The following is a 20,491-nucleotide window of genomic DNA, read 5'->3' on the forward strand; positions in this document are numbered from 1 at the left end:
CAAAGCCTTATTTCAGCACGAACTTTAAGGGACGTCCACCAATATTCTCATAGCATGGATATTCTATCACTGTAATTTTCAACAGAGCCTATTATTAAAGCCCTCTAAAATATTCTGGTTTAAAGTTATTTTGTCCTGCTAAAAAACCTTCTATATCTGAAAGTAATCTTTCCTTTTCTTTACCTAGTACTGCAGCTAGTGGTGCATAGTTTGATGCATGATTGCTTCTAAATATGCAATTTGTAAGATCTAGTTCTTTAACAAGGTGATAAACCTCCTCCATTACTTCCCTAGGATTTAAAAGCATAAGAGCTCCTCTTTTTATTTCTTCGTATATAGGTGCATCTTCAGGCGTCATAAGGGTTAAAAGGCCTAGATAATCTGGATCTATGGCATTAATAACCTTTGCTGAGTTTAAGGCATGATTTTTCCAGTTTTCTATCCCACCTAAGCCACTTATTAGAGTGCAAGATAGTTTTATTCCACTATCCTTAATTCTTCTTCCAGCCTGAATAAGTTCCTTCGAGGTTGCTCCCTTATTTACTTTAAGCAGAACCTCATCATCTCCGCTTTCTATACCTAGATATACCATTGCCAAACCCTTACTTTTTAAAAGCTTTAGTTCTTCTGGAGTTTTAAGTAAAATAGACTTGGGACTAGCATATACAGTAATGCTTTTACATTCTGAAAATAATTCTTTAATTTTATCCAAAATTGTAATAAGTCTTTCTGTAGGCATGATAAGAGCATCACCATCAGCTATAAATATTTTTTCTATATATCCATACCTCTCCCTAGCCCAAACTAAATCCTCAATTACCTCTTCTAAAGCTCTCATTCTAAACTGCTTTGCCTTATACATATTACAAAAACAACATTTGTTGTGAGAACAACCAATGGTAGCTTGAACTATTAAACTTCTTCCTTCACTAGGTGGTCTATAAACTGCACCTTCATATCTCATAAATTTTCCTCCTTCATATATAAAAATCCTTATCCTAGTATATAGAAGCTCTTTCTTCCACCTTTAAATACCATGGGAATACTAGAGCTGATAGTCTTGGAATAAAAAAGGAATACATCAAAATTTAACTAACCTTAATAGTTAGCATTTAATTCTGATGGATCCCTTAATTTTATAACAAATAGTCATGGTATACACTACTAATCATTAATATGTTCATGATTTTTCAAGTGATTCATGCAATATTCCTTATGTCCACTACATTTTGAACAATATCTAAACTCCATATTAGGGTCATCTCTTTCAGTTATTCCACATACAGTACATCTATGACGTACATAATCCTTCATCTCTATGACTTTAAATTTTTCCTTATTCCTCTTAACTTTCTTCTTAGTTTTAAATAACTCTATAAAGTCTTTTCCAAAGAAAATAAAGTAGTTAGCTAAGGATGCAAGGATCATGAGTTTTATTCCAACTCCACCCATTATAAACTGTTGTGCCAAAAGCACTGCATTTAAAATTCCTAAATACTTAACTTTAACTGGTAAAATGAAAAATAGTAAAACTTCATGGTTAGGATATATGGATGCAAATGCTAAAAATAAAGTTAAATTTATAAATACCCCTGTAGCAGGACTACCTCCAATTAAAGATACAATTATGGTAGCAATCATCCCTACTAAATAATATATATTAAATTTAAAGCTTCCCCAAGCCTGTTCTAAACCCATACCTATAATATAATAGAAATAAAGGGTAAAGAGTATCCAAAAGGCACTGGTTGCTGGTGGAATTAAAATAAAGGTAACTAACCTCCACACTTGACCTGCCATTACTGCCTGAGGTATTAACATTAGGTTTGCCTCTAACCCCGGATTTATAACCTCTAATAAAAATACAGCCAAATTTGCTGCTACAATGTATTTCATCAATCCACTAATAGCATACCTGCCATATTTTCTCTCTAACTTATTTAACCACTTCAATATAATCACTCCTATAAAAATGCAATGAAATTTATCAGCTTTCTTACATTTTACCATATTTTCTCTCTATAGCCTATTCCCTAATAAAATCTTTCATGTAAACATATTATTAAGTTTGTAATTAGTATTGGCTATGAAAAAAGGTATGGAATATAATATTTTTTATATTATATCTCATACCTTAATAATATACCATAATCTATTATTATATACTAAATTTATTTTAACATTCCAAGGAAGTTATCAGCAAATTCATCTGCTAGCTTAAGTTCTTCTTCACTTGGTACAAAGTTAAATTTAAAACCTGGATCAATTACATTAAATTTAAGGCTCTTTAATCTCTCTGAAAGCATAGGCACACTTTCTCCACTCCAACCATAAGATCCAAAGGCTCCAGCAATTTTACCTCTATTTACAATAGCACTAACATGAGCAAGTAAATTCCACGCTGGCTCCACTGCATCTTGATTTATAGTAGGAGAACCTACTAATATACCACTTGACTTTTCTACAAGAGATACAAGTTCCTCTAAAGGTGTAGTTGTAATTTCATGAACTCCAGCCTTAATTCCTCTTTTTTCAATGGCATCCTTTAAATGATTTGCAACCTTTTCTGTATTTCCATAGGCAGAAACATAGAATATTTGGATGTTTTTTTCTTCAATAACAGCTTCCTTAGCCCAAGTTTTATATAAATTTTTATAATACTCTCTATCATCAATATGAACTGGACCATGGCTAGGAGCAATAATTTCTGTTTCCGTATTTTCAATCTTATCAAGGGCCATATTAACAAATCTTTTGAAAGGTCCCATAATAACATCAAAATAATATTTCATTTCAGTTTCATAGTTTCCAGAACAACTATCAGTAATACATCCACTTGGTGAATAATGACATCCCATAAAATCACATGTAAATAATATCTTTTCATCTGGTAAATAAGTAAATATACTATCAGGCCAGTGAAGATTTGGTGCATTTACGAATCTTAAGGTCTTCTTTCCTATAGATAGCTCTCCTGAAGCATCTATAGAATTAAATTCCATGTTTATAATTCCTTTAAGATATCTTACAGCAGCCTTTGAACCAACAACCTGAGCTTCTGGATATTCCTTTAATAATTCCTTTAATGAACCACTATGATCAAGTTCTGTATGCTGAACTACAATATAATCTATTTTTTTATCACCAATAATAGATTTAATATTTTTTAAATATTGATCAAAGTATCCATCCTTAACTGTGTCAACAATAGTGATTTTTTCATCTTCAATTAAATAGGAATTATATGTAGTTCCCATTTTTGTTTCCATTATTATGTCAAATACTCTAAGTTCAGGATTATTAACCCCAACCCAATGAACTGAATTAGTTAATTTTAAAGGTTCCATTTCATTACCTCCGCATTCATATTATCTTCCATACTTACATATTAACAAACAATTATTATCTATTGCAAGATATTCTGCATTATTTTAAAAATTTTTTATAATACAGAAAGAATATATTCAAACCATTTAAATCTCTTATCTTTTGATAATATATATTATTCTGTTTTAATTATCAACTAATACAGTGTATCAATATCTTTTATATCTCTTTTATATCTCTTTTATATCTTGTATATATGTATTATGTGCATTTTTCTTATATATATTGTTCCTCTTTCACTATATATTATAAGAGAACATATAAATGTAGAATTAAAATTTTAATCTAGATATTTTATCCAAATATTTCAAATTATATATTTACACAAACTAATGTTTGTGTTAAATTTTTTTTATCAGTTATATTTCCACTTTTTCAAAATAATGCATATATGTTATTAAAGTATTTTAGGAGGTTATATCTATGGATTATTCCAATTTAAAGAATCTTATATTAAAAGCAAAAAATAAAGACCAAATTGCAATGGAAGAATTGATTAATGAATACAAATACCTAATAATTAAACAAGCTTCAAAGGTTCATGTCCGAGGCTATGAAATGGAAGACTTAATTCAAATGGGAAACATAACCTTAATGCGTTGTCTTGAAAAATACACTCCGGAAAAAGGCAATTTTACAGCTTATGTATCCTATGCAATAAAAAATAATTTTAATTACCTAATAAGGCAAAGAGCAAAAGATAATGAAGTGCAAACCATCGAGGCTCCAATTGAAACTAACCTTAGAATAGAGGATACTTTAATAGCTGATGCATCAACTGAAGATAGTTTTATAGAAAAAGAAATATATAAACTTATAAAAAAAGAAGTGGACAACCTCCAAGAAAACTTAAGAGATCTAATAACCTTCATATACATAAATTGTGAAGGCAACCTAAAAGATTATTCAAAATCCAGAAACCTTAACTATTCAACAGCAGCAAAAAGAAGAACCGTAGCTCTTAACAAACTAAGGTCCTCACTTAATTCTTTATGTATATAAATACTTTCAAAATAATAAGCAATTTAAATAATTCCTATTGAAAATTCTTATTCATGACAAGTTAATCATTTGAAACCAAAATTTAATGGTTTCTGCATTGATTAACTTTTGTCATTTCTAAGAATTTTCATATATATCACAAAACTACAATATTATTATGCATATCTACGTTAGCATATATACTATGTGTATCCACTTTAGTATATCCTACTTAAATATCTCCTTTAAACCTTCGCTGATAGTCTTGGCTACTTTTTCGTTTCCAGCTTCATTTAGGTTCATATTATCTACAGTATAATCAGCTATGTTTTCTGCTTCTATTCCACTTTCATTAAATAAGTCTATTACTGGTATAGAATTTTTATTACATACTTCTTTAATTGCCATGCAGTAATCCTCTAGACCAAGATCAATGTCATTTTTATCAGGATAGCTTGGCTGTCCTTCAATATATCCATGCTTTAATGGAGTTAAAAATACAAGTTTTGCCTCAGGCTTAGCCTTTTGTGCTGTATTTATAACTGCTTGCACATCTCCGTAAAAGGATTCAACTTCTCCCCCATCATCTTTAGTTCCTAGAGTTCTTCCTTTAGTGTAGTCATTAGTACCTACCATAATAATTATAATATCTGTATCCTTAAGGGCTTCTTCATTAATTAAGTTAAGCATACTACTCATACCTAAGCCATTATTAGAGTTATTTGTTACACTTTTTAAATTCAAAAGAGTTTTTACCTTTTCTTGATATGTACTTCCTTTTGAAACTCCATCTCCAAGAGAAAGTAGAGTTTTTCCTTCCAAAATGAACTTTTCTTCATTTCCTTGGATTTCTCCCTTAACATTACCTTCCTTTTTCTCTTCTTCCGGTTTAGCTGTTATATTTATTGAGCTTTCATATAGCTTTTTACTTTCTAAAATCTTTTCTTTTTCCTTCTTAGATTTATTTATACCTAAAGCTAAGGTAGCAATTAACGCAACGGATAATACTATGCATAATATGGTTTGTATCCTATCTTTTCTCATATATTCCCCTCCCTACCAGTATATTATATCCTATATTTGTATGTTTTCAAAGTAATATTTGAACCCATAAAATGGAACGGGGTCAGACCCCCTCCCATTTTATGGGTGGGGGTCTGACCCCGTGGTATTAAATGTAAAGCCCAATAATAAATCCTATGTAATAATTTTTATTAGTGATTTTATAACTATAAAGTGATACAATATAAGCATATATTGGACATATAAAATTTAAGTATAAGGGAGTTGAACTTATGAACAATTATTATGATACCTTTCTCCAAATGTTAGAGCTTGAAGATAAAGAAAGTTGTTTAGAATTTGTATTATCAAAACTGGAAAATGGAGAGCTTGATCTAATTACTCTATATAAAGAAATACTTGAACCTTCATTAAACAATATGATTTGTAAGGAAAGTGAAAAAAACATATGTATATGGAAGGAACATGTTAGAACTTCTATAGTGAGAACCATATTAGAATGTTCATACCCCTATATCTTGCAGGAAAAAAAGAAAAGGAATATTAAATCTAATAAAGGGAAGTTAGTTGTAGTTTGTCCACCTGAAGAATACCATGAAGTAGGTGCAATGACGGCGGCTAACTTTTTTATCCTAACTGGTTTTGAAACTTTATTTGTAGGAAGCAATACTCCAAAGGAAGATTTTATAGGTGCCATAAAGTATATTAATCCCAAATATGTAGCTATTAGTGTAACAAATTATTATAATTTAGTGTCTGCCAAAGCTATAATACAGGAAATAAAACACCTTACTAATAATTCAGTTCAGATTTTAGTAGGAGGACACGCCTTTAATTCTAACCCTATGGTCTATGAAGAAATAGGTGCCCATAGACTATTACAAACCTATGAAGACATTAGAAAGTTTGGAGAGGAAGATTAAAATGAAGCTAGCTTATAACATAGCAATTAGATTTTTAAAGTCAAGTAAGGGACAAACTGTACTTATAGCACTTGGAATAGCTGTAGGAGTATCAGTTCAAATATTTATAGGTTCCCTTATCCAGGGCCTTCAGATAGGATTATTAGATAAAACTATAGGAAATACTTCACACATAACAATAACTTCTAAAACAGATGATAAGCTTATAGATGATTGGAAGAGTAAATCAGACAAGTTAGTTGGTATTGATGGTATTAAGGATATTTCTGTAGCATCAGATTTTAACGCTTTCTTAAATAGCCAAAGCAATGATTACGCTATATTGGTTAGAGGCTTTAATATGGACGATGCAGATAGAATATATAATATAAAAAATAGAATTTATGAGGGTACCTTTCCTAAAGGTGAAGATGAAATAATATTAGGAAAAGAGTTTCAAAAGGAGTCAGATGTAAAATTAGGAGATAATGTAGATATAACAACAGCAACAGGTAGTAAAAAAGCAGTAAAAATAGTTGGTTTTTATGATTTAAAGGTGGCTAGTATAAATAAAAACTGGGTTATGACCACTCTAAAAACTTCTCAAGAATTATTTAAATTTGAAGATAAAATTACCGCTATTGAGATGAAGGTGAATGACCCATTTAATGCAGATGAAATATCCAGTATAATAAACTCAAATTTTTTTGGTGAAGAGCTCAAGGTTGAAAACTGGAAGGAAGAAAATGAACAATTATTAAGCGGATTAAAGGGACAAAGTGTATCCAGCATAATGATACAAGTTTTTGTGCTAATAGCAGTATTACTAGGTATTGCTAGTGTTTTAGCTATAAGTGTAGTTCAAAAATCAAAGCAAATAGGTATACTAAAGGCCATGGGCATAAAAGACAAAACTGCTAGCCAAATATTTTTATTTCAAGGTGCTATTCTTGGAGTTCTTGGTGCTATATTAGGTGTAGCCTTGGGAATAGGCTTATTATTTATATTTACAAAATTTGCAGTAAATGCAGATGGAACACCAGTGGTAGATGTATACATTGACTATAAATTCATTGGTTTTTCCGGTATTATAGCAATAATATCAGCTACCTTAGCCGCTCTTATCCCTGCTATAAAATCATCTAAATTGAGTCCTATGGAGGTAATAAAAAATGGCTAAAATTATAGAACTTAAAAATATAGAAAAGATATATGGATCTTTAGTAAAAACCCAGGTATTATTTGATCTAAATTTAGACTTTGAAGAAGGCTCTTTTAGTTCAATAATAGGACAATCTGGTAGTGGTAAAAGTACATTGTTAAATATTATGGGTACTTTAGATACTCCAACCAGTGGTAAACTTATAATAGATGGAAAAAATACAGAAGGAATGAATAAAAACAAATTAGCAGAATTAAGAAATGAAACCATGGGCTTTATTTTTCAGTTTCATCACCTATTACCAGAATTTACAGCTTTAGAAAATGTACTTATGCCCTATAAAATTAAAAATGCAAATCCACCTAAGGAGATTTATGAAAGAGCTAATGAACTTTTAGACTTAGTTGGACTAAGTAAAGTTAAGAACAATTTAGCTACCATGATGTCAGGTGGACAACAGCAAAGGACTGCTATAGCTAGAGCCCTTATCAATAATCCTAAAATAATATTTGCAGATGAACCTACCGGAAATCTAGATTCAGAGTCTACAGAAAATATATATAACCTTTTACGGGATATAAATGAAAAATTTAAAACAACCTTTATCATAGTAACTCATGATAGAAAAATAGCAGAAAAAGCAGATAGAATAATAGAAATAAAGGATGGAAAAATTAATATGGATATCTATAGATAAACAAACATAAAATGTAACGGGGTCAGACCCCCTCCCATTTTATGGGTGGGGGTCTGACCCCGTGGTATTAAATGGTATTTATTGCTCTATGCAGCTTTTTAACGAGTTTACTGCTTTATCTGCAATTCCGCCACCAGTTCTTATGATGATATTTCCATATCTCTTATCTAACACAGTTTTTTGTTCTGTTGTTAAGTCAACACCTGATAAAACTACTGGTGATCCATTAAGGGCTGCAACTGGACCTGCTGCTAGAGCGTCTATTAGTTGTAGTCCTTTTGCTATATAAGTTTTATCTACAACACTTCCATAGAATTTATCTATAACCATGGCATTAGTTGCATATCTATCTTTGCCACCTAATCTATTTTTTGATATATTTGTTGAAGTGATTCCATTAACTTTGTTTAAAACATTGTCAGAAACTACCCCAGTACCACCTATGATATAGGCATTTTGTAAAGATTCTGATTGTAACCAACTATAAACCTTTGTTGGAACTACGTCCTTTTGTACTAAAACTATTGCCATCTTATCTCTACCTGCTACGGAAGCTATGGATAGAGCGTCTGCTTGGCCTAGTCCATTACTTATAACTACCTTATTTACATCATAGCAATTTTTATCAATATACTTAGCAATCTCTAGAGATGTGTCATATCTATCTCTTCCACCAATTCTTTCTACATTAGTTACGCCTAGTGCTTTTAATTCCTGTATTACATTATCATTAACTACAGTTGCTCCACCTACTATAATAGCATTTTTAGCGCCTAATCTCTTTATTTCACCTTTAGTTCCTTCTGGAAGGCTACTTGCTCCTGTTAAAAGTAAAGGTGCTTTTTTAAAGGTTGCTAGTGGTGTAGCAGCTAATCCATCTGCTAAAGCTCCACCATTTGCTATCATTACAGTGTTTGCAGTTGTAAATTGTCCCTTACTTAGTCTAACTGCTGTATCATATCTATCAGTACCTATTAATTCATTAACTTGTACATTTCTAGCAACAACAGTAATAACTCTAGGTATACTTACCTTATTTCCATCGCTATCTGTTACTGTATAAGTTAAAGTGTATTTACCTGCTTTATTTGTATTTATGGTTCCACTAATAGCTATTTTAGCAGTTAAGCTTCCATCTTCAAGATCAGCGGCTGTAACTCCAGCCTTAGCATCAAAGACATTTCCTACTGTTACACTCTTAGCTGTAGCTCCTGAAATAACTGGCTTTTGTCCTTTATATGCCACTCCAGTTGAAGCAAAACTATTCTTTATTGCAGTAATCTCATTAGATCCTTTTCCATATAAGTCTGCTGCTGCTTGTACAAGACAATATGCTGCTTGCTGAAAATTAGTATCCGGATGCATGTACTGAGTTAATGCTCTGTAATATATATTTGCAGTCTTTTCCATTCCTATATTACTAGCTATATTATATGCTGCTTTATTGGGAATTCCTGAATTATGATGAACTCCGCCATAATCACCCTCTTCTGTATTAGGAAGACCCGTAACGTAATTATACATATGAGCTGGTTGACCATATAAGGTAGGGTCTACTAAACTTCTTAAAGCATCACCTTGAATATTAGGAGTATAAATATCATCTCCTACAACCCAATCAGCTGGGTCAAACATCCAAGTTCCTCCATTTGCAACATTATACTTATTATAAGTTGAAATAAGAACTCCAAACACATCAGCCATAGATTCATCTAATGCACCTGGTTGATACTCATATACAAGTCCAGCTGTATACTCTACTACTCCATGAGTCATTTCATGACCAACTACATCTAAATCTCCACTTAGGTATGTAAATTCTTCTCCGTCTCCATCGCCATAAACCATCATACCTTCAGCCCAAAAGGCATTGTTGTAACTAGACATATAATGTGTATAGGATTCTATTGCCATTCCTTTGTTATCTATACTATTTCGATTAAATAAATTTTTATAAAAATCTATTACTTTATCTGCATTATAGTGGGCACTTACTGGAGCTTTATGTTCTTCAGCTGTAAACTCCTTAGTAGTATTTGAAACTAAAAATACTTCAATTTCATCACCAATGCTATTTTTCGCATCAAAGGTAACTATAGCTTCTGTGGCTTCATTTGTTAAATCTAACATTTGATATTCACCTTCAGCTTCACTTAACTTTAGCTCTCTAGTTTTTCCAAGAACATCAATACCTGTTCCAGTTACTGGATTATTATATCTTATCTTATCTTCTGTTTTAATTACCTTACCAGAACTTACTTCAACAAAGACATCATAACTTCCTATGGTAGGCTCCATAAAGAAAATATTTATTTTGTAGGCTTCATAGTTCACACCATCTTCAGTTATTACTAACTTTTCAGCCTTTGGTGTCTTTTTTAATTTTTTAAATTCAAATTGACTTTTTGCTATTTTAATAGCTTCCTCAGGAGAAATAACCTTACTGCCAAGAGTAGTGATTTCTTTATTTTCTTCTATGTTACCATTAACACTAACTATAACTCCGTTTTTATCATAGTGCACATTTATTAAGCTGTTATCCACTTCTGTTCCCTCAATAACTTGTGCAAACTTTACAAAAGTATCTCCTATGTCATCTTTATTTACTTCAACAACTTTTAGTTCCTCTTTTGCATTGTCAATTCCAAAGATGTCTTTGTTCTCTTGTAAAAATTTAGTCGCTGAACCTTCGCCTGGAACTTTTTTATTAGAAAGCTCTCCTGATAAAAAGACTTGTCCATCATTTTCCTTTAGTTCTACTGTCTCATCACTTAACTTCTCAAGTTTCTCTATAGCTTGTACTTTTTTTGCTTCTTTATCTACCTTTAATTCTGCAGCAAAGGCAGGTGCCGAAACAGTACAAGTTAATGATAAGCCTAAAATAAGTGAAATAAGTTTTTTTCCCATAATTATCCCCTCATTTCTCTAGTAAATGGTCTGACTTTAAGAACTCAGTCAACACCTATTTATCATATTACCATAAATATTAATAAAATGTAACTATTTTACTAGAGTTTGTAGGTTGTTTTTAGGATATTTTGAATTTTTTAGGATATTTTTAGAATCTTTTAGACTTTTTCGTTAAATGTTTTAGACTCTTTTGTTTTTATAGGCAATATATAAATCTATATCTAGTATCAACTTCAAAAAATTTTAGAATTGCTAGCTAATAAATAATAATTTAATTGGTTACTCTATATATGGAGGTGAAATTTATGAAAGTAAAAGAAATTATGTCAAAAGATGTTGCTTGTTTAACCCCAGAGGATTCTATTGAAAAAGCTGCTCAACTTATGAAACAATATAATGTTGGTTCCATACCGGTATGTAGTAACAAAATGATAAATGGTATAGTTACTGATCGTGATATTGCTTTAAGATCTGTAGCCTCAGGTCAGGATTCAGCCCAAACAAAAGTGAGAAATATTATGACTTCAAACCCTACTGTAGGGAACCCAGAAATGGATGTTCATGATGCTGCTGAAATAATGAGTAGAGAACAGATACGTAGACTTCCAATCGTAGAAAATAACAGTCTTGTAGGTATTGTTTCACTAGGAGATATTTCCCTTGAACCTATTCTTTCTGACAATGCCCAAGATGCTCTTAAGAGTATATCTGAACCAACAGGTAACCAAATGTAATTTAAAGTTGGGGTTTCACCCTTTTTTTGTAATGGGGTCAGACCCCCTTCCAAAAACTGTTAGGGGGTCTGACCCCATTACATTTTCTTACATCCTATCTAATGCCATTATCTATAAATAACTTATATGATTTTCTTGCATTTATTTCTCCAAAGTAAGAAAGTATTCTTTCTGTATTTATTATTTTTTCCTTTGATAATCCCAAATAGGTACTATAACTACTCCATTTATAATCTTGGGCATTTGTTACCATATTTGCTCTTAAGGGATTTAAGTGTATGTATCTACTAACCTCTAATATATACTTATCTTCTTGTATTAATTCTGATCTGTATCTTCCTTGAAATAGGTGTCCTATCAAATCATACTTTCTATTAAAGTAAATAGAATACAGCATGTTTATCTTTTTCATGATATTTCCTATGTCATCATCTTTAGTTCCAATTGCTAAATGTACGTGGTTCGTCATCAAGCAATAACTATAAATATCAAAATCTAATTCATCTTTAACCTTTTTTACAATTTTCAAATATACTTGATAATCCTCACTGTCTAAAAATATATCTTTTTTACGATTTCCTCTGCACATAACATGATATATTGCTCCAGTATACCAAATACGAAGTTTTCTAGCCATATACAATCTCCTTCTATGGAATTTTATTCCTTTAGATTATATCCTTGGATATTTATTTTAAACATTTAAAACAAATATCTTTAAATAGAAAAAAGAAGAATATTAAAAAATATCCTTCTTTAAATTGGGAAAAAAATCCTCGGGGTCTGACCCCCTGGATTTTTTTTCCTTGGGGTCTGACCCCCTTCCAAAAACTGTTAGGGGGTCTGACCCCATTACATTTTCTTACATAAAGTTTTTATTAGTTCCACTACTCTTTCAGTGGATTTACCATCTTGATATTTAAAGTATTTATTTTTAAACTCTTCTACTTTATCAGAATAAGAAACTTCACTTAAAGTACTTAAAATAGCCTGTACTATTTCTTCTTCTGTTTTACATATAGGGCCTGGCATAGTTTCTTCGTAGTCCATGTATATTCCACGTTCTTTTTTGTATTGTTCTAAATCTGGTACAAAGAATATCATTGGCTTTTTCATTATTGAGAAATCAAAAATTACTGATGAATAATCTGAAATCAAGTAATCTGCAATGGAAAATAATCTTTTTATACTTTCACCATTTCCATCAATAATACTTTCATCATTTGCAATTACTCTGTCTCCCAAGGAAGGATGAAGCTTGTATATTATTACATAATCATCTCCCAATTGTTCCTTTAGATATTGCAAATTTATATCTTGATATTTTATATCATATATTGGGTCTCCTCTGAATGTAGGTGCATAGACTATAACTTTTTTCCCTTTTATACTTGGGAATTTCTTAAGCATATGTCTTTTGTACTTTCTCATCTTTTCTTTAGAAAAAAGATTGTCCGTTAGAGGAATTCCTATAGGGAGAACACTATCTTCACTAACCCCAAAGGCAGTTGAGTAATGTTTTTTCCATTCTTCTGAGGTAGCTAAAACATAGTCATAATTTTTTATTGGATATTCTCTCTCTATATCATTCCCAAACTTTTTAATAGCACCGCAAGCATGCCATACTTGTATTACCTTTACTTCCTTTTTCTTAAAATTAGATACAACAAAATTATTATAATCTAAAAGCACTACCTTTGATGTATTTACATGATACACTTGCTTCATACAATTAAATAAATATGCTATATTTCCCTTTAGTGAATTTTCATAATTAGTGAGTATATACACTAATTCATAGGAGTTCTCTTTCTCTAATTTCTTTGAAATAAGTTTAAAATCCCTCTTCAATTTATCACTACAATAACATATGAAAGTAATTTTATTGCTTTTCACTTTAAGGGGATATGTTATTAAATTCACCACAGCCAATATACAATACACTATTATATTTTTCATTTTAATCTTTCCTTTATGATTAATTTCTCAACCACCTTTTGAGAAGCATGTCCATCTTCAAACTCATGGTATTGATCAATAAATTTCTGAAGAGTATCCTTATAAGTTTCAAATATGTTCTTATCTTTTATTGCTTCTATTAACTCATTTTCATTTTCAAATATTGGTCCTGGCAAATCCTTGTTTACATCTAAATAAAAACCTCTTAACTCCTCTTCATACTCTTTTTTATCATACATATAGAAGAGTATAGGTCTATTTAAAATAGAGTAATCAAAAAACGTGCTTGAATAATCCGTAATTAAAATATCGCTTACTACATATAATTCATTAATATCATAATTTTCCGGGAAAATATATAAGAAATCCTCTAAACCCTTAGAATCAAACTTATTAGCAATTAAGTAGTGTGGTTTGAAAATTACTACCCAATCATTTCCTAATTTCTCATGCCACATATTAAAGTTTACCTTTAACTCAAAATAATACCCTTTATCATTAAACTTATTATCCCTCCAAGTTGGACAATATAGTAATACCTTCTTATCTTTAGGTATGTTTAGTCTATTTTTAATCTCTTCTATTTTCTCTTCAGTTATATTAACTAAAAAATCATTTCTTGGATATCCAGTTTCAATTACTCTTTCTCTTTCAATATGAAAACAACTCATAAATTTTTCAGTAGAATGTCTATTAGGAGAAAGTAAATAATTATATCTAGCTACATCTATATCGTAGGACTTTAACATCTCATCTCTAGTTTGCTTAGATCTAAAAAATGTTGTTTCCTCTGCCACAGAAATATCGTGGGCCAATCTCTTTAAAGGAGTCCCATGCCAGCATTGAATATATACTTGATTTTTCTTCTTAATGCAGTACTCAGGCAATTTAGAATTTATTACCCAAAACTTAGATTTTGCAAGATAATAAAAATACTTAAGGCCTCTATACTTAATTACCTTAGCACCTTGAATTTCTATATTGGGATTTTTTAATGCCCAAACATATTTAAAATCATTAAATTCCTCTTTCCCTTGCATATATTCATATACATACTTAGGATTGCACAAATATCCTCTACCCAAGTGAGCCACAAATAGTATTGTTTTTTCATCAACCTTTATATGCTTATAAAGACTTTTATATACACATGTTACAAAAAAGAATACTACCTTCTTTAATGTTTTAACTATATTCATATCTCTTCGTCTCCTAACTCTTTAACATAATTATACAATATTTTATTCATATTACAACCATTATTATAAGTTTTATGAAACTCTTAAAGAGGGTTGTCTACAACAACCCTCATCTTTAAAATATTCCCATACGAGACAATTCTTCATAGATATTTTCATACACCTTTTTATCATCAATTGTATCAAAGATAGTGTATCTACCTTTTCTTGTTTCAGGTGCATAGTCCATAACCCTTAAAAATTCTTCTCTTGTCAATTTAGGAAGACTAATTTCTAATCTTTTATATATATCTATTATGTTTGAATAATCTTCCTTATATAGCATTAAGGAAATTATTGTACCCAAGGCTACTTGAATTCCATGGGGAGCCCTACCACCTAATATGTAATCAATGGAATGACTAATCATATGTTCTGAACCACTACAAGGTCTGCTGGTACCTGCCATTTCCATAGCAACTCCACTCATTATTAATGCATAACTTAAAGTCTCCAAAAACTTATAATCATCCAATGACATTTCTTCTCTAGTTATTATAGATGCAATTGAACTTTTTGATAGCATTACAGCAAAATCATTAATTTTTTCACCATTATATTTCTTTGCCAATTTCCAATCCTTCAATGCCACTATATTAGATATTAAATCTCCCACCCCTGATTGTTTTAATATAAGAGGTGAACTTTTAATTATATCTAAATCAATTAAAATTGCAGTAGCAGGTTCACAACCACAACTATTTGTAATTCCGGTTTTATCTTTTAGAACAGCTATAGGTGATGCTATTCCATCATGAGCTAAAGCAGTTGGCATACTTATAAATTTAACTCTACTCATAAAAGAAACGTACTTACATATATCTAATACTCTACCTCCACCAAATCCTATTATTAAATCTGCCTTAAAATTAAATACTTTTTCATTTAACTTACTAACTTCCTTTATACTATTATCAGTGACACAGAAAATATAATTATCTTCTCCTAATTGGTTAATTATAAAATCTATCTTATCCTTATAAACATTAGTTAGATTCTCATCAACAACAAATATATACTTAGAATAATTAATATTTTCTTCTTCTAAGATACTTTTTATATCACTAATAACATTTCGTTCAACTTTAAGCAGATTTGGTAATTGAAACTTATTTTCCAACGTAATCGCCTCTTTATCCTTATTTTATGTTAAATTGTACTACACTATCTAGTACTCTCTTATAATCTTCTTCAGTATCTATTTCAGTACATTTAAATTCATTTACTTCTTTTGCATTAACCTTAATATTATGAAGAATATTATTTATTGCATCTTCGTAATAAATATTAACCTCTCCATCATTAACAAGTCTTTTTATCTCTTCAAATGTAGCTTGTGCCTCATTCTTTTCGAATTTTAAAATTCCTATATATTCCCCAAAGCCTTCTTTAGGTGCTATTTTCTTACTAACTTCTACTATTCTATTACCATCTACTTTTACTTTCATTTCTTCTTCATCTAAAACTATATTTGTGTTTACAATCATAAAGCTATCATTAGTTTTATCAATATCCTTTAATATTAATGGATTGTATATGATATCACAATTAAATAACATAAATCCATCTTTTAATTCTTCTTCACAAAGATGAACTGAGTAAATATTATTACTTGTATTGTACTCTGCATTATATCTTAAAGTAATATTTAATTCAGAAAAGTTTTCACTAACATATTCACCTATTTTTTCTGATTTATAACCAGTTATTATTAATATTTCTTCAATACTTTCCATTGCTTTAATATCATTTAATATTCTTCCTAATAAAGTTGTATTCTCAACTGGCAATAAAGCCTTTGGAATTTCCTTAGTTATATCTCCTAATCTACTTCCCATGCCTGCTGCTAAAATTACTGCTTTCATTTATTTCTCCTCCATTAAATCCATTTTATATTTTATTTCTTATATTTTATTTAAATACTGTCTCATAAACACGCTTAGCTGCGTATCCATCATCTAGGTGACAGAATTTATTATAGAACGCTTCTTCTTTTTCTCTATATTCTTCTTTAACTTTTGATATATTTTCTAAAGACTCAATAACTGCTTCAGTAGTCTTTACCACTGGACCTGGTGCCACTTCTGGTAAACTAAAGTAAGCTCCTCTTAAATCATTTGTATACTTATCTAAATCATAGGCAAAGAAAACCATTGGTCTTCTTAAGTTTGCATAATCAAACATAGTTGATGAATAATCTGTAATCATTACATCTGATACTAAATAAAGCTCTTGTATATCACAGCCTTGAGACAGATCATACACAAATCCAGCATAATCAGAAACATTAATTGTATTAGCAATTAAGTAATGCATTCTTAGAATTAAGATATACTCATCACCTAGAGCTTTCATCATCTTATCCAGCTCTAATTCCATAGTCATTTTATAATGACCTTTTCTATAAAAATTATCCTCACGCCATGTTGGTGCATACATTACTACTTTCTTATCCTTAGGTAAATTGAATTTATCCTTTAATTGATTAATGTATTTTTCATTGTTTCCTTTATATAAAACATCATTTGCCGGATATCCATAAGGAAGCATTACCTTATCAAAGGAAAAGGCTCTTTTAAATATCTCAGCAGAATAATCATTTTGAGCAATTAGATAATCCCATCTTCTAGAGTTTCTATAGAATTTTTCTTTATAATCATTAACATCTCTAACCCCTGGCATACTTGCATTAAACATATCATTACCTAAGGTCTTGTATGGTGTACCATGCCAAGTTTGTAAATAAGAAACCTCTGGTCTTTTAGTTATTTCATCTGCTTGTCTTGCATTAAACACCCAATAACCAGCTGTAGCCATGTAATAATAATATTTCAAAGTCTTCCTCTTAACCTTTTTAGCTCTTCCTATTACTTCATCCTCTGTATTATTTAAAATCCATATTAATTCATACTTTTTATCTAGCCCTTGCTCTACAAAGTAATTATATACATACTTAGGATTTCCTGATACATTTCTTCCTAGGAAGCTTTCAAATAGCACCCTTTTCTTTTTAACTGGAAACTTTAAGAATATATCATTATATAATTTTAAGCATATATTTTTATATTTTTTACTAGATTGTACTATATCATATTTACTGAAGAAAATAGAATATCTATTAATCTCAGATACCACGTTTTTAAACTCCTGAGTATCAACTTGTGTATATAAAGTTACTCCCTTTAAAAGCATCTCATCTACGAAAGCTTTCACATTATCACACTTATAATGACAAACATAAGTCTTTTTACCCTTTTTAACAACCTTATTACATGTCAACTCTCTACTTGCAGTGGCAACATTAGTTTTAATCAATCTTGAATTCAATAATTTATCAACATTCTCTTTAGTTCTATATTTTATTTTTAACTTATTCTTTCCAACATATATTGATAAAATCTGGTCTATATTTATTTCGCTTTCTACTGATAAAGCTAATTTTTTCTCAACTTCAGTAAGGTAAGCTTTTAATAAAATATTATCTCTTCCGCCTCTTATCATCTCAGAAAGTATAATATCATCTTCACTATTTTTATAAGATATATCTTCACTAACTAAAATTTCATTATCCTCTAGCATCTCTATCTTTAAATTCCATTCCCCAGAAAATGCTCTTTTTATATCGCCTATTTCTTCGCTGCTAATTACATAGCTAAAACTTCCTTGTACTACATCTAAGGAATTTGCAATAATTATACTGTTATCTGCAGCACTGAGCTTAATAACAGTTTCCACCCCTGGAACCTGAAAAACATCTATAGTAGCATTAAGATTTCCATTAATTATTATATTTCCATCTTCATAACTCATCCTTTTAATAATAGGCGCTATAGCAAGTTTTCCATTTATATGAAAGACTAAACTCTTAGTTTTTTCTTCAGATTTAACAATTAAATTCTTCATGCCCTGTTCATCTTCATACTTAATCTTTTGAAATCTTACTTCCTCTTTAAACTTAACATCAAGAACTCTATCTTCAATTATTAGTAATGTATTTACATTACCTTCAACACTCCTTGGTACCTGATCAATATGAATTTTAAACCATAGTGTTTCCCCTTGTACTTCACTTGGGTTTACTTCAATGGTTTCTTGATTTCTATCGTAAATCATTAACTTAGCCTTCATATCTTCAGTGCCACAACTTTTATTATGATTAGCTTCTAGTTCTTCATAACCCTTAAGTTGTCCTTTAATATGTAGGAAATTCTCTCTAATATAGCTTGTGCCAATTTCAAAATAGCTACTACTTTCATCCTTATACTTTTCTATTATTAGCTCTACTTCATTTTCTCCATTTACAAATATATCAACCACATACATTTGTTTACCTATTTTCAAGTTAAAACCTTTACATATATAGTTTTCACCCATGGTCTTCATTTGATTTAATCTTAGAGAGGTTGTTTCCTCATCATCATTACACAGTATAAACTGAGACTTTTCGCCAAAGAAACACCAATTATTTTTTATTATCTCTTGTAAATCAATTGCATTTTCAAAACAATTAACCTTTAATAGAACCTTAGGGCTAAACAAAACTAACTTAGATAGTTCCTTATTAGATTTTATATAAATTTTATCATTTTCAATATATACATTTTTTATATACTTGTTATTCATTATGCCATATCCCTTCTATCCTTTAACCTTCAATAGACATTTTACTTTCTTCAAACATGAAAACAATGCTATTTTGATCTTACTATCAGTATCTTTATCCCTATTCACTACAATTCTTTTTTCAAAGGCTTCATTTTTCAACTTTTTCTTTTCCTTTGGTGTTTTATTCTTATATTCATTAACAAAGGCTTCATATTTATCTGCAACACTTTCTAGATCACCATATTCCATTAGGTAACCACCTTCAATCCACAAACCCTTATTACAAAAGCTCTTAATTTGTGATATGGAATGGCTAATAAAAAATATTGTTTTACCTTCTGTTTTGAATTCTTCAATCTTTTTAATACACTTTGCTGAAAAGCTGCTATCTCCTACAGATAAAGCTTCATCGATTATAACTATATCAGGGTTTAGATTTATAGATATAGAAAATCCTAACCTTGATTTCATACCACTAGAATAAGTCTTAAGTGGTTGGTATAAAAAATCTCCTAACTCTGCAAATTCTATAACACCTTCAGTTATTTCATCTATTCTCTTTTTAGACAAACCTAATAGAGCACCCTTCATTTTAATATTTTCAAGGCCTGTTAACTCACTATTTAACCCTGTGTTTATTGCTATTAAAGATTGCTCCCCTACTATTTTAACACTTCCTGCATCCACTTCAGATATTCCAGCTAAAATTGAAGAAAGAGTAGATTTTCCTGAACCATTAGTTCCCAATACACCTACTACATCCCCTTTTTCAACCTTAAAGCTAATATCTTTTAATGCATAAAAATTTCTATGATTTGATTTACCCTTACTTTTCTTCAACTTAAATATCTTAGACACATTTTTAAATTCTACAGAATACTGATTATCCATTG

Annotated in this window: 17 protein-coding genes; 5 read left to right on the forward strand and 12 right to left on the reverse strand. The window is 30.2% G+C overall.

Translation table 11 applies throughout. From position 1 onward, the window contains the following. Positions 1-94: 94 nt before the first annotated feature. The 3 genes from B3J31_RS11830 to B3J31_RS11840 form a co-directional block, all read right to left on the reverse strand. Positions 95-964, reverse strand: a complete 870-nt coding sequence (locus B3J31_RS11830) for a radical SAM protein (RefSeq protein WP_346868452.1) — start codon at positions 962-964, stop codon at positions 95-97. 200 nt (positions 965-1,164) lie between these two features. Continuing rightward, positions 1,165-1,962, reverse strand: coding sequence for a hypothetical protein (locus B3J31_RS11835; RefSeq protein ID WP_346868479.1), 798 nt, complete (start codon positions 1,960-1,962; stop codon positions 1,165-1,167). Positions 1,963-2,171: 209 nt separating this feature from the next. Next, positions 2,172-3,347, reverse strand: coding sequence for an FprA family A-type flavoprotein (locus B3J31_RS11840; protein WP_346868453.1), 1,176 nt, complete (start codon positions 3,345-3,347; stop codon positions 2,172-2,174). 463 nt (positions 3,348-3,810) lie between these two features. On the opposite strand from B3J31_RS11840, the gene B3J31_RS11845 reads away from it, so the two are divergent. Continuing rightward, positions 3,811-4,389 carry a sigma-70 family RNA polymerase sigma factor gene (locus B3J31_RS11845; protein WP_346868454.1) on the forward strand — a complete coding sequence of 193 codons (579 nt, stop codon included), beginning with the start codon at positions 3,811-3,813 and terminating at the stop codon, positions 4,387-4,389. A gap of 207 nt (positions 4,390-4,596) precedes the next feature. On the opposite strand, the gene B3J31_RS11850 is transcribed toward B3J31_RS11845, so the two are convergent. Further along, positions 4,597-5,412 (reverse strand): SGNH/GDSL hydrolase family protein, encoded by an 816-nt coding sequence (locus B3J31_RS11850; RefSeq protein ID WP_346868455.1) that lies wholly within the window; start codon positions 5,410-5,412, stop codon positions 4,597-4,599. A 251-nt stretch (positions 5,413-5,663) separates the two neighbouring features. Between B3J31_RS11850 and B3J31_RS11855 the strand changes: the two genes are divergently transcribed. Genes B3J31_RS11855 through B3J31_RS11865 form a run of 3 tightly spaced genes read left to right on the forward strand, consistent with a single transcriptional unit; the run spans position 5,664 to position 8,152 of the window. Next, positions 5,664-6,314: a cobalamin B12-binding domain-containing protein gene (locus B3J31_RS11855; RefSeq protein WP_346868456.1), complete on the forward strand. Its 651-nt coding sequence runs from the start codon at positions 5,664-5,666 to the stop codon at positions 6,312-6,314. A 1-nt stretch (position 6,315) separates the two neighbouring features. Then, on the forward strand, positions 6,316-7,473 hold the full coding sequence (locus B3J31_RS11860; RefSeq protein WP_346868457.1) for an ABC transporter permease: 1,158 nt from the start codon (positions 6,316-6,318) through the stop codon (positions 7,471-7,473). Further along, positions 7,466-8,152, forward strand: coding sequence for an ABC transporter ATP-binding protein (locus B3J31_RS11865; protein WP_346868458.1), 687 nt, complete (start codon positions 7,466-7,468; stop codon positions 8,150-8,152). Before B3J31_RS11860 ends, B3J31_RS11865 begins: the two co-directional genes overlap by 8 nt. Before the next feature lie 78 nt (positions 8,153-8,230). On the opposite strand, the gene B3J31_RS11870 is transcribed toward B3J31_RS11865, so the two are convergent. Further along, entirely contained in the window at positions 8,231-11,059 is a 2,829-nt protein-coding gene (locus B3J31_RS11870) for a M4 family metallopeptidase (protein WP_346868459.1), read from the reverse strand. A 308-nt stretch (positions 11,060-11,367) separates the two neighbouring features. On the opposite strand from B3J31_RS11870, the gene B3J31_RS11875 reads away from it, so the two are divergent. Continuing rightward, positions 11,368-11,796 carry a CBS domain-containing protein gene (locus B3J31_RS11875; RefSeq protein WP_035129150.1) on the forward strand — a complete coding sequence of 143 codons (429 nt, stop codon included), beginning with the start codon at positions 11,368-11,370 and terminating at the stop codon, positions 11,794-11,796. A 94-nt stretch (positions 11,797-11,890) separates the two neighbouring features. On the opposite strand, the gene B3J31_RS11880 is transcribed toward B3J31_RS11875, so the two are convergent. The 7 genes from B3J31_RS11880 to B3J31_RS11910 all read right to left on the reverse strand — a co-directional run bounded on the left by B3J31_RS11880 (position 11,891) and on the right by B3J31_RS11910 (position 20,489). Then, complete coding sequence (locus B3J31_RS11880; RefSeq protein ID WP_346868460.1) at positions 11,891-12,433, reverse strand: transposase; 543 nt, start codon at positions 12,431-12,433, stop codon at positions 11,891-11,893. Positions 12,434-12,648: 215 nt separating this feature from the next. Beyond that, positions 12,649-13,755 (reverse strand): CDP-glycerol glycerophosphotransferase family protein, encoded by a 1,107-nt coding sequence (locus tag B3J31_RS11885; RefSeq protein WP_346868461.1) that lies wholly within the window; start codon positions 13,753-13,755, stop codon positions 12,649-12,651. Beyond that, entirely contained in the window at positions 13,752-14,954 is a 1,203-nt protein-coding gene (locus B3J31_RS11890; protein WP_346874000.1) for a CDP-glycerol glycerophosphotransferase family protein, read from the reverse strand. The genes B3J31_RS11885 and B3J31_RS11890 overlap by 4 nt, the downstream gene beginning before the upstream one ends. A 115-nt stretch (positions 14,955-15,069) precedes the next feature. Beyond that, positions 15,070-16,113 carry an iron-containing alcohol dehydrogenase family protein gene (locus tag B3J31_RS11895; RefSeq protein WP_346868463.1) on the reverse strand — a complete coding sequence of 348 codons (1,044 nt, stop codon included), beginning with the start codon at positions 16,111-16,113 and terminating at the stop codon, positions 15,070-15,072. A 19-nt stretch (positions 16,114-16,132) separates the two neighbouring features. Continuing rightward, complete coding sequence (locus tag B3J31_RS11900) at positions 16,133-16,858, reverse strand: phosphocholine cytidylyltransferase family protein (protein WP_346868464.1); 726 nt, start codon at positions 16,856-16,858, stop codon at positions 16,133-16,135. Between the two features lie 46 nt (positions 16,859-16,904). After that, the gene (locus B3J31_RS11905; protein ID WP_346868465.1) at positions 16,905-19,616 is read right to left on the reverse strand and encodes a CDP-glycerol glycerophosphotransferase family protein; all 2,712 of its coding nucleotides are present in this window, start codon (positions 19,614-19,616) and stop codon (positions 16,905-16,907) included. Positions 19,617-19,631: 15 nt separating this feature from the next. Next, positions 19,632-20,489, reverse strand: coding sequence for an ABC transporter ATP-binding protein (locus B3J31_RS11910; protein WP_346868466.1), 858 nt, complete (start codon positions 20,487-20,489; stop codon positions 19,632-19,634). Between the last annotated feature and the right edge of the window lie 2 nt (positions 20,490-20,491).

Source organism: Clostridium sp. UBA5988, from assembly GCF_002435615.1.
Classification (GTDB): Bacteria; Bacillota; Clostridia; order Clostridiales; family Clostridiaceae; genus Clostridium_J; species Clostridium_J sulfidigenes.

What these genes read in the sequence shown, in the direction of transcription:
- B3J31_RS11890 (WP_346874000.1), bottom strand. Translation starts at nt 14,954, where the DNA reads ATGAATATAGTTAAAACATTAAAGAAGGTAGTATTCTTTTTTGTAACA.
- B3J31_RS11845 (WP_346868454.1), top strand. Translation starts at nt 3,811, where the DNA reads ATGGATTATTCCAATTTAAAGAATCTTATATTAAAAGCAAAAAATAAA.
- B3J31_RS11900 (WP_346868464.1), bottom strand. Translation starts at nt 16,858, where the DNA reads ATGAAAGCAGTAATTTTAGCAGCAGGCATGGGAAGTAGATTAGGAGAT.
- B3J31_RS11840 (WP_346868453.1), bottom strand. Translation starts at nt 3,347, where the DNA reads ATGGAACCTTTAAAATTAACTAATTCAGTTCATTGGGTTGGGGTTAAT.
- B3J31_RS11860 (WP_346868457.1), top strand. Translation starts at nt 6,316, where the DNA reads ATGAAGCTAGCTTATAACATAGCAATTAGATTTTTAAAGTCAAGTAAG.
- B3J31_RS11870 (WP_346868459.1), bottom strand. Translation starts at nt 11,059, where the DNA reads ATGGGAAAAAAACTTATTTCACTTATTTTAGGCTTATCATTAACTTGT.
- B3J31_RS11910 (WP_346868466.1), bottom strand. Translation starts at nt 20,489, where the DNA reads ATGGATAATCAGTATTCTGTAGAATTTAAAAATGTGTCTAAGATATTT.
- B3J31_RS11875 (WP_035129150.1), top strand. Translation starts at nt 11,368, where the DNA reads ATGAAAGTAAAAGAAATTATGTCAAAAGATGTTGCTTGTTTAACCCCA.
- B3J31_RS11855 (WP_346868456.1), top strand. Translation starts at nt 5,664, where the DNA reads ATGAACAATTATTATGATACCTTTCTCCAAATGTTAGAGCTTGAAGAT.
- B3J31_RS11865 (WP_346868458.1), top strand. Translation starts at nt 7,466, where the DNA reads ATGGCTAAAATTATAGAACTTAAAAATATAGAAAAGATATATGGATCT.
- B3J31_RS11850 (WP_346868455.1), bottom strand. Translation starts at nt 5,412, where the DNA reads ATGAGAAAAGATAGGATACAAACCATATTATGCATAGTATTATCCGTT.
- B3J31_RS11830 (WP_346868452.1), bottom strand. Translation starts at nt 964, where the DNA reads ATGAGATATGAAGGTGCAGTTTATAGACCACCTAGTGAAGGAAGAAGT.
- B3J31_RS11885 (WP_346868461.1), bottom strand. Translation starts at nt 13,755, where the DNA reads ATGAAAAATATAATAGTGTATTGTATATTGGCTGTGGTGAATTTAATA.
- B3J31_RS11905 (WP_346868465.1), bottom strand. Translation starts at nt 19,616, where the DNA reads ATGAATAACAAGTATATAAAAAATGTATATATTGAAAATGATAAAATT.
- B3J31_RS11880 (WP_346868460.1), bottom strand. Translation starts at nt 12,433, where the DNA reads ATGGCTAGAAAACTTCGTATTTGGTATACTGGAGCAATATATCATGTT.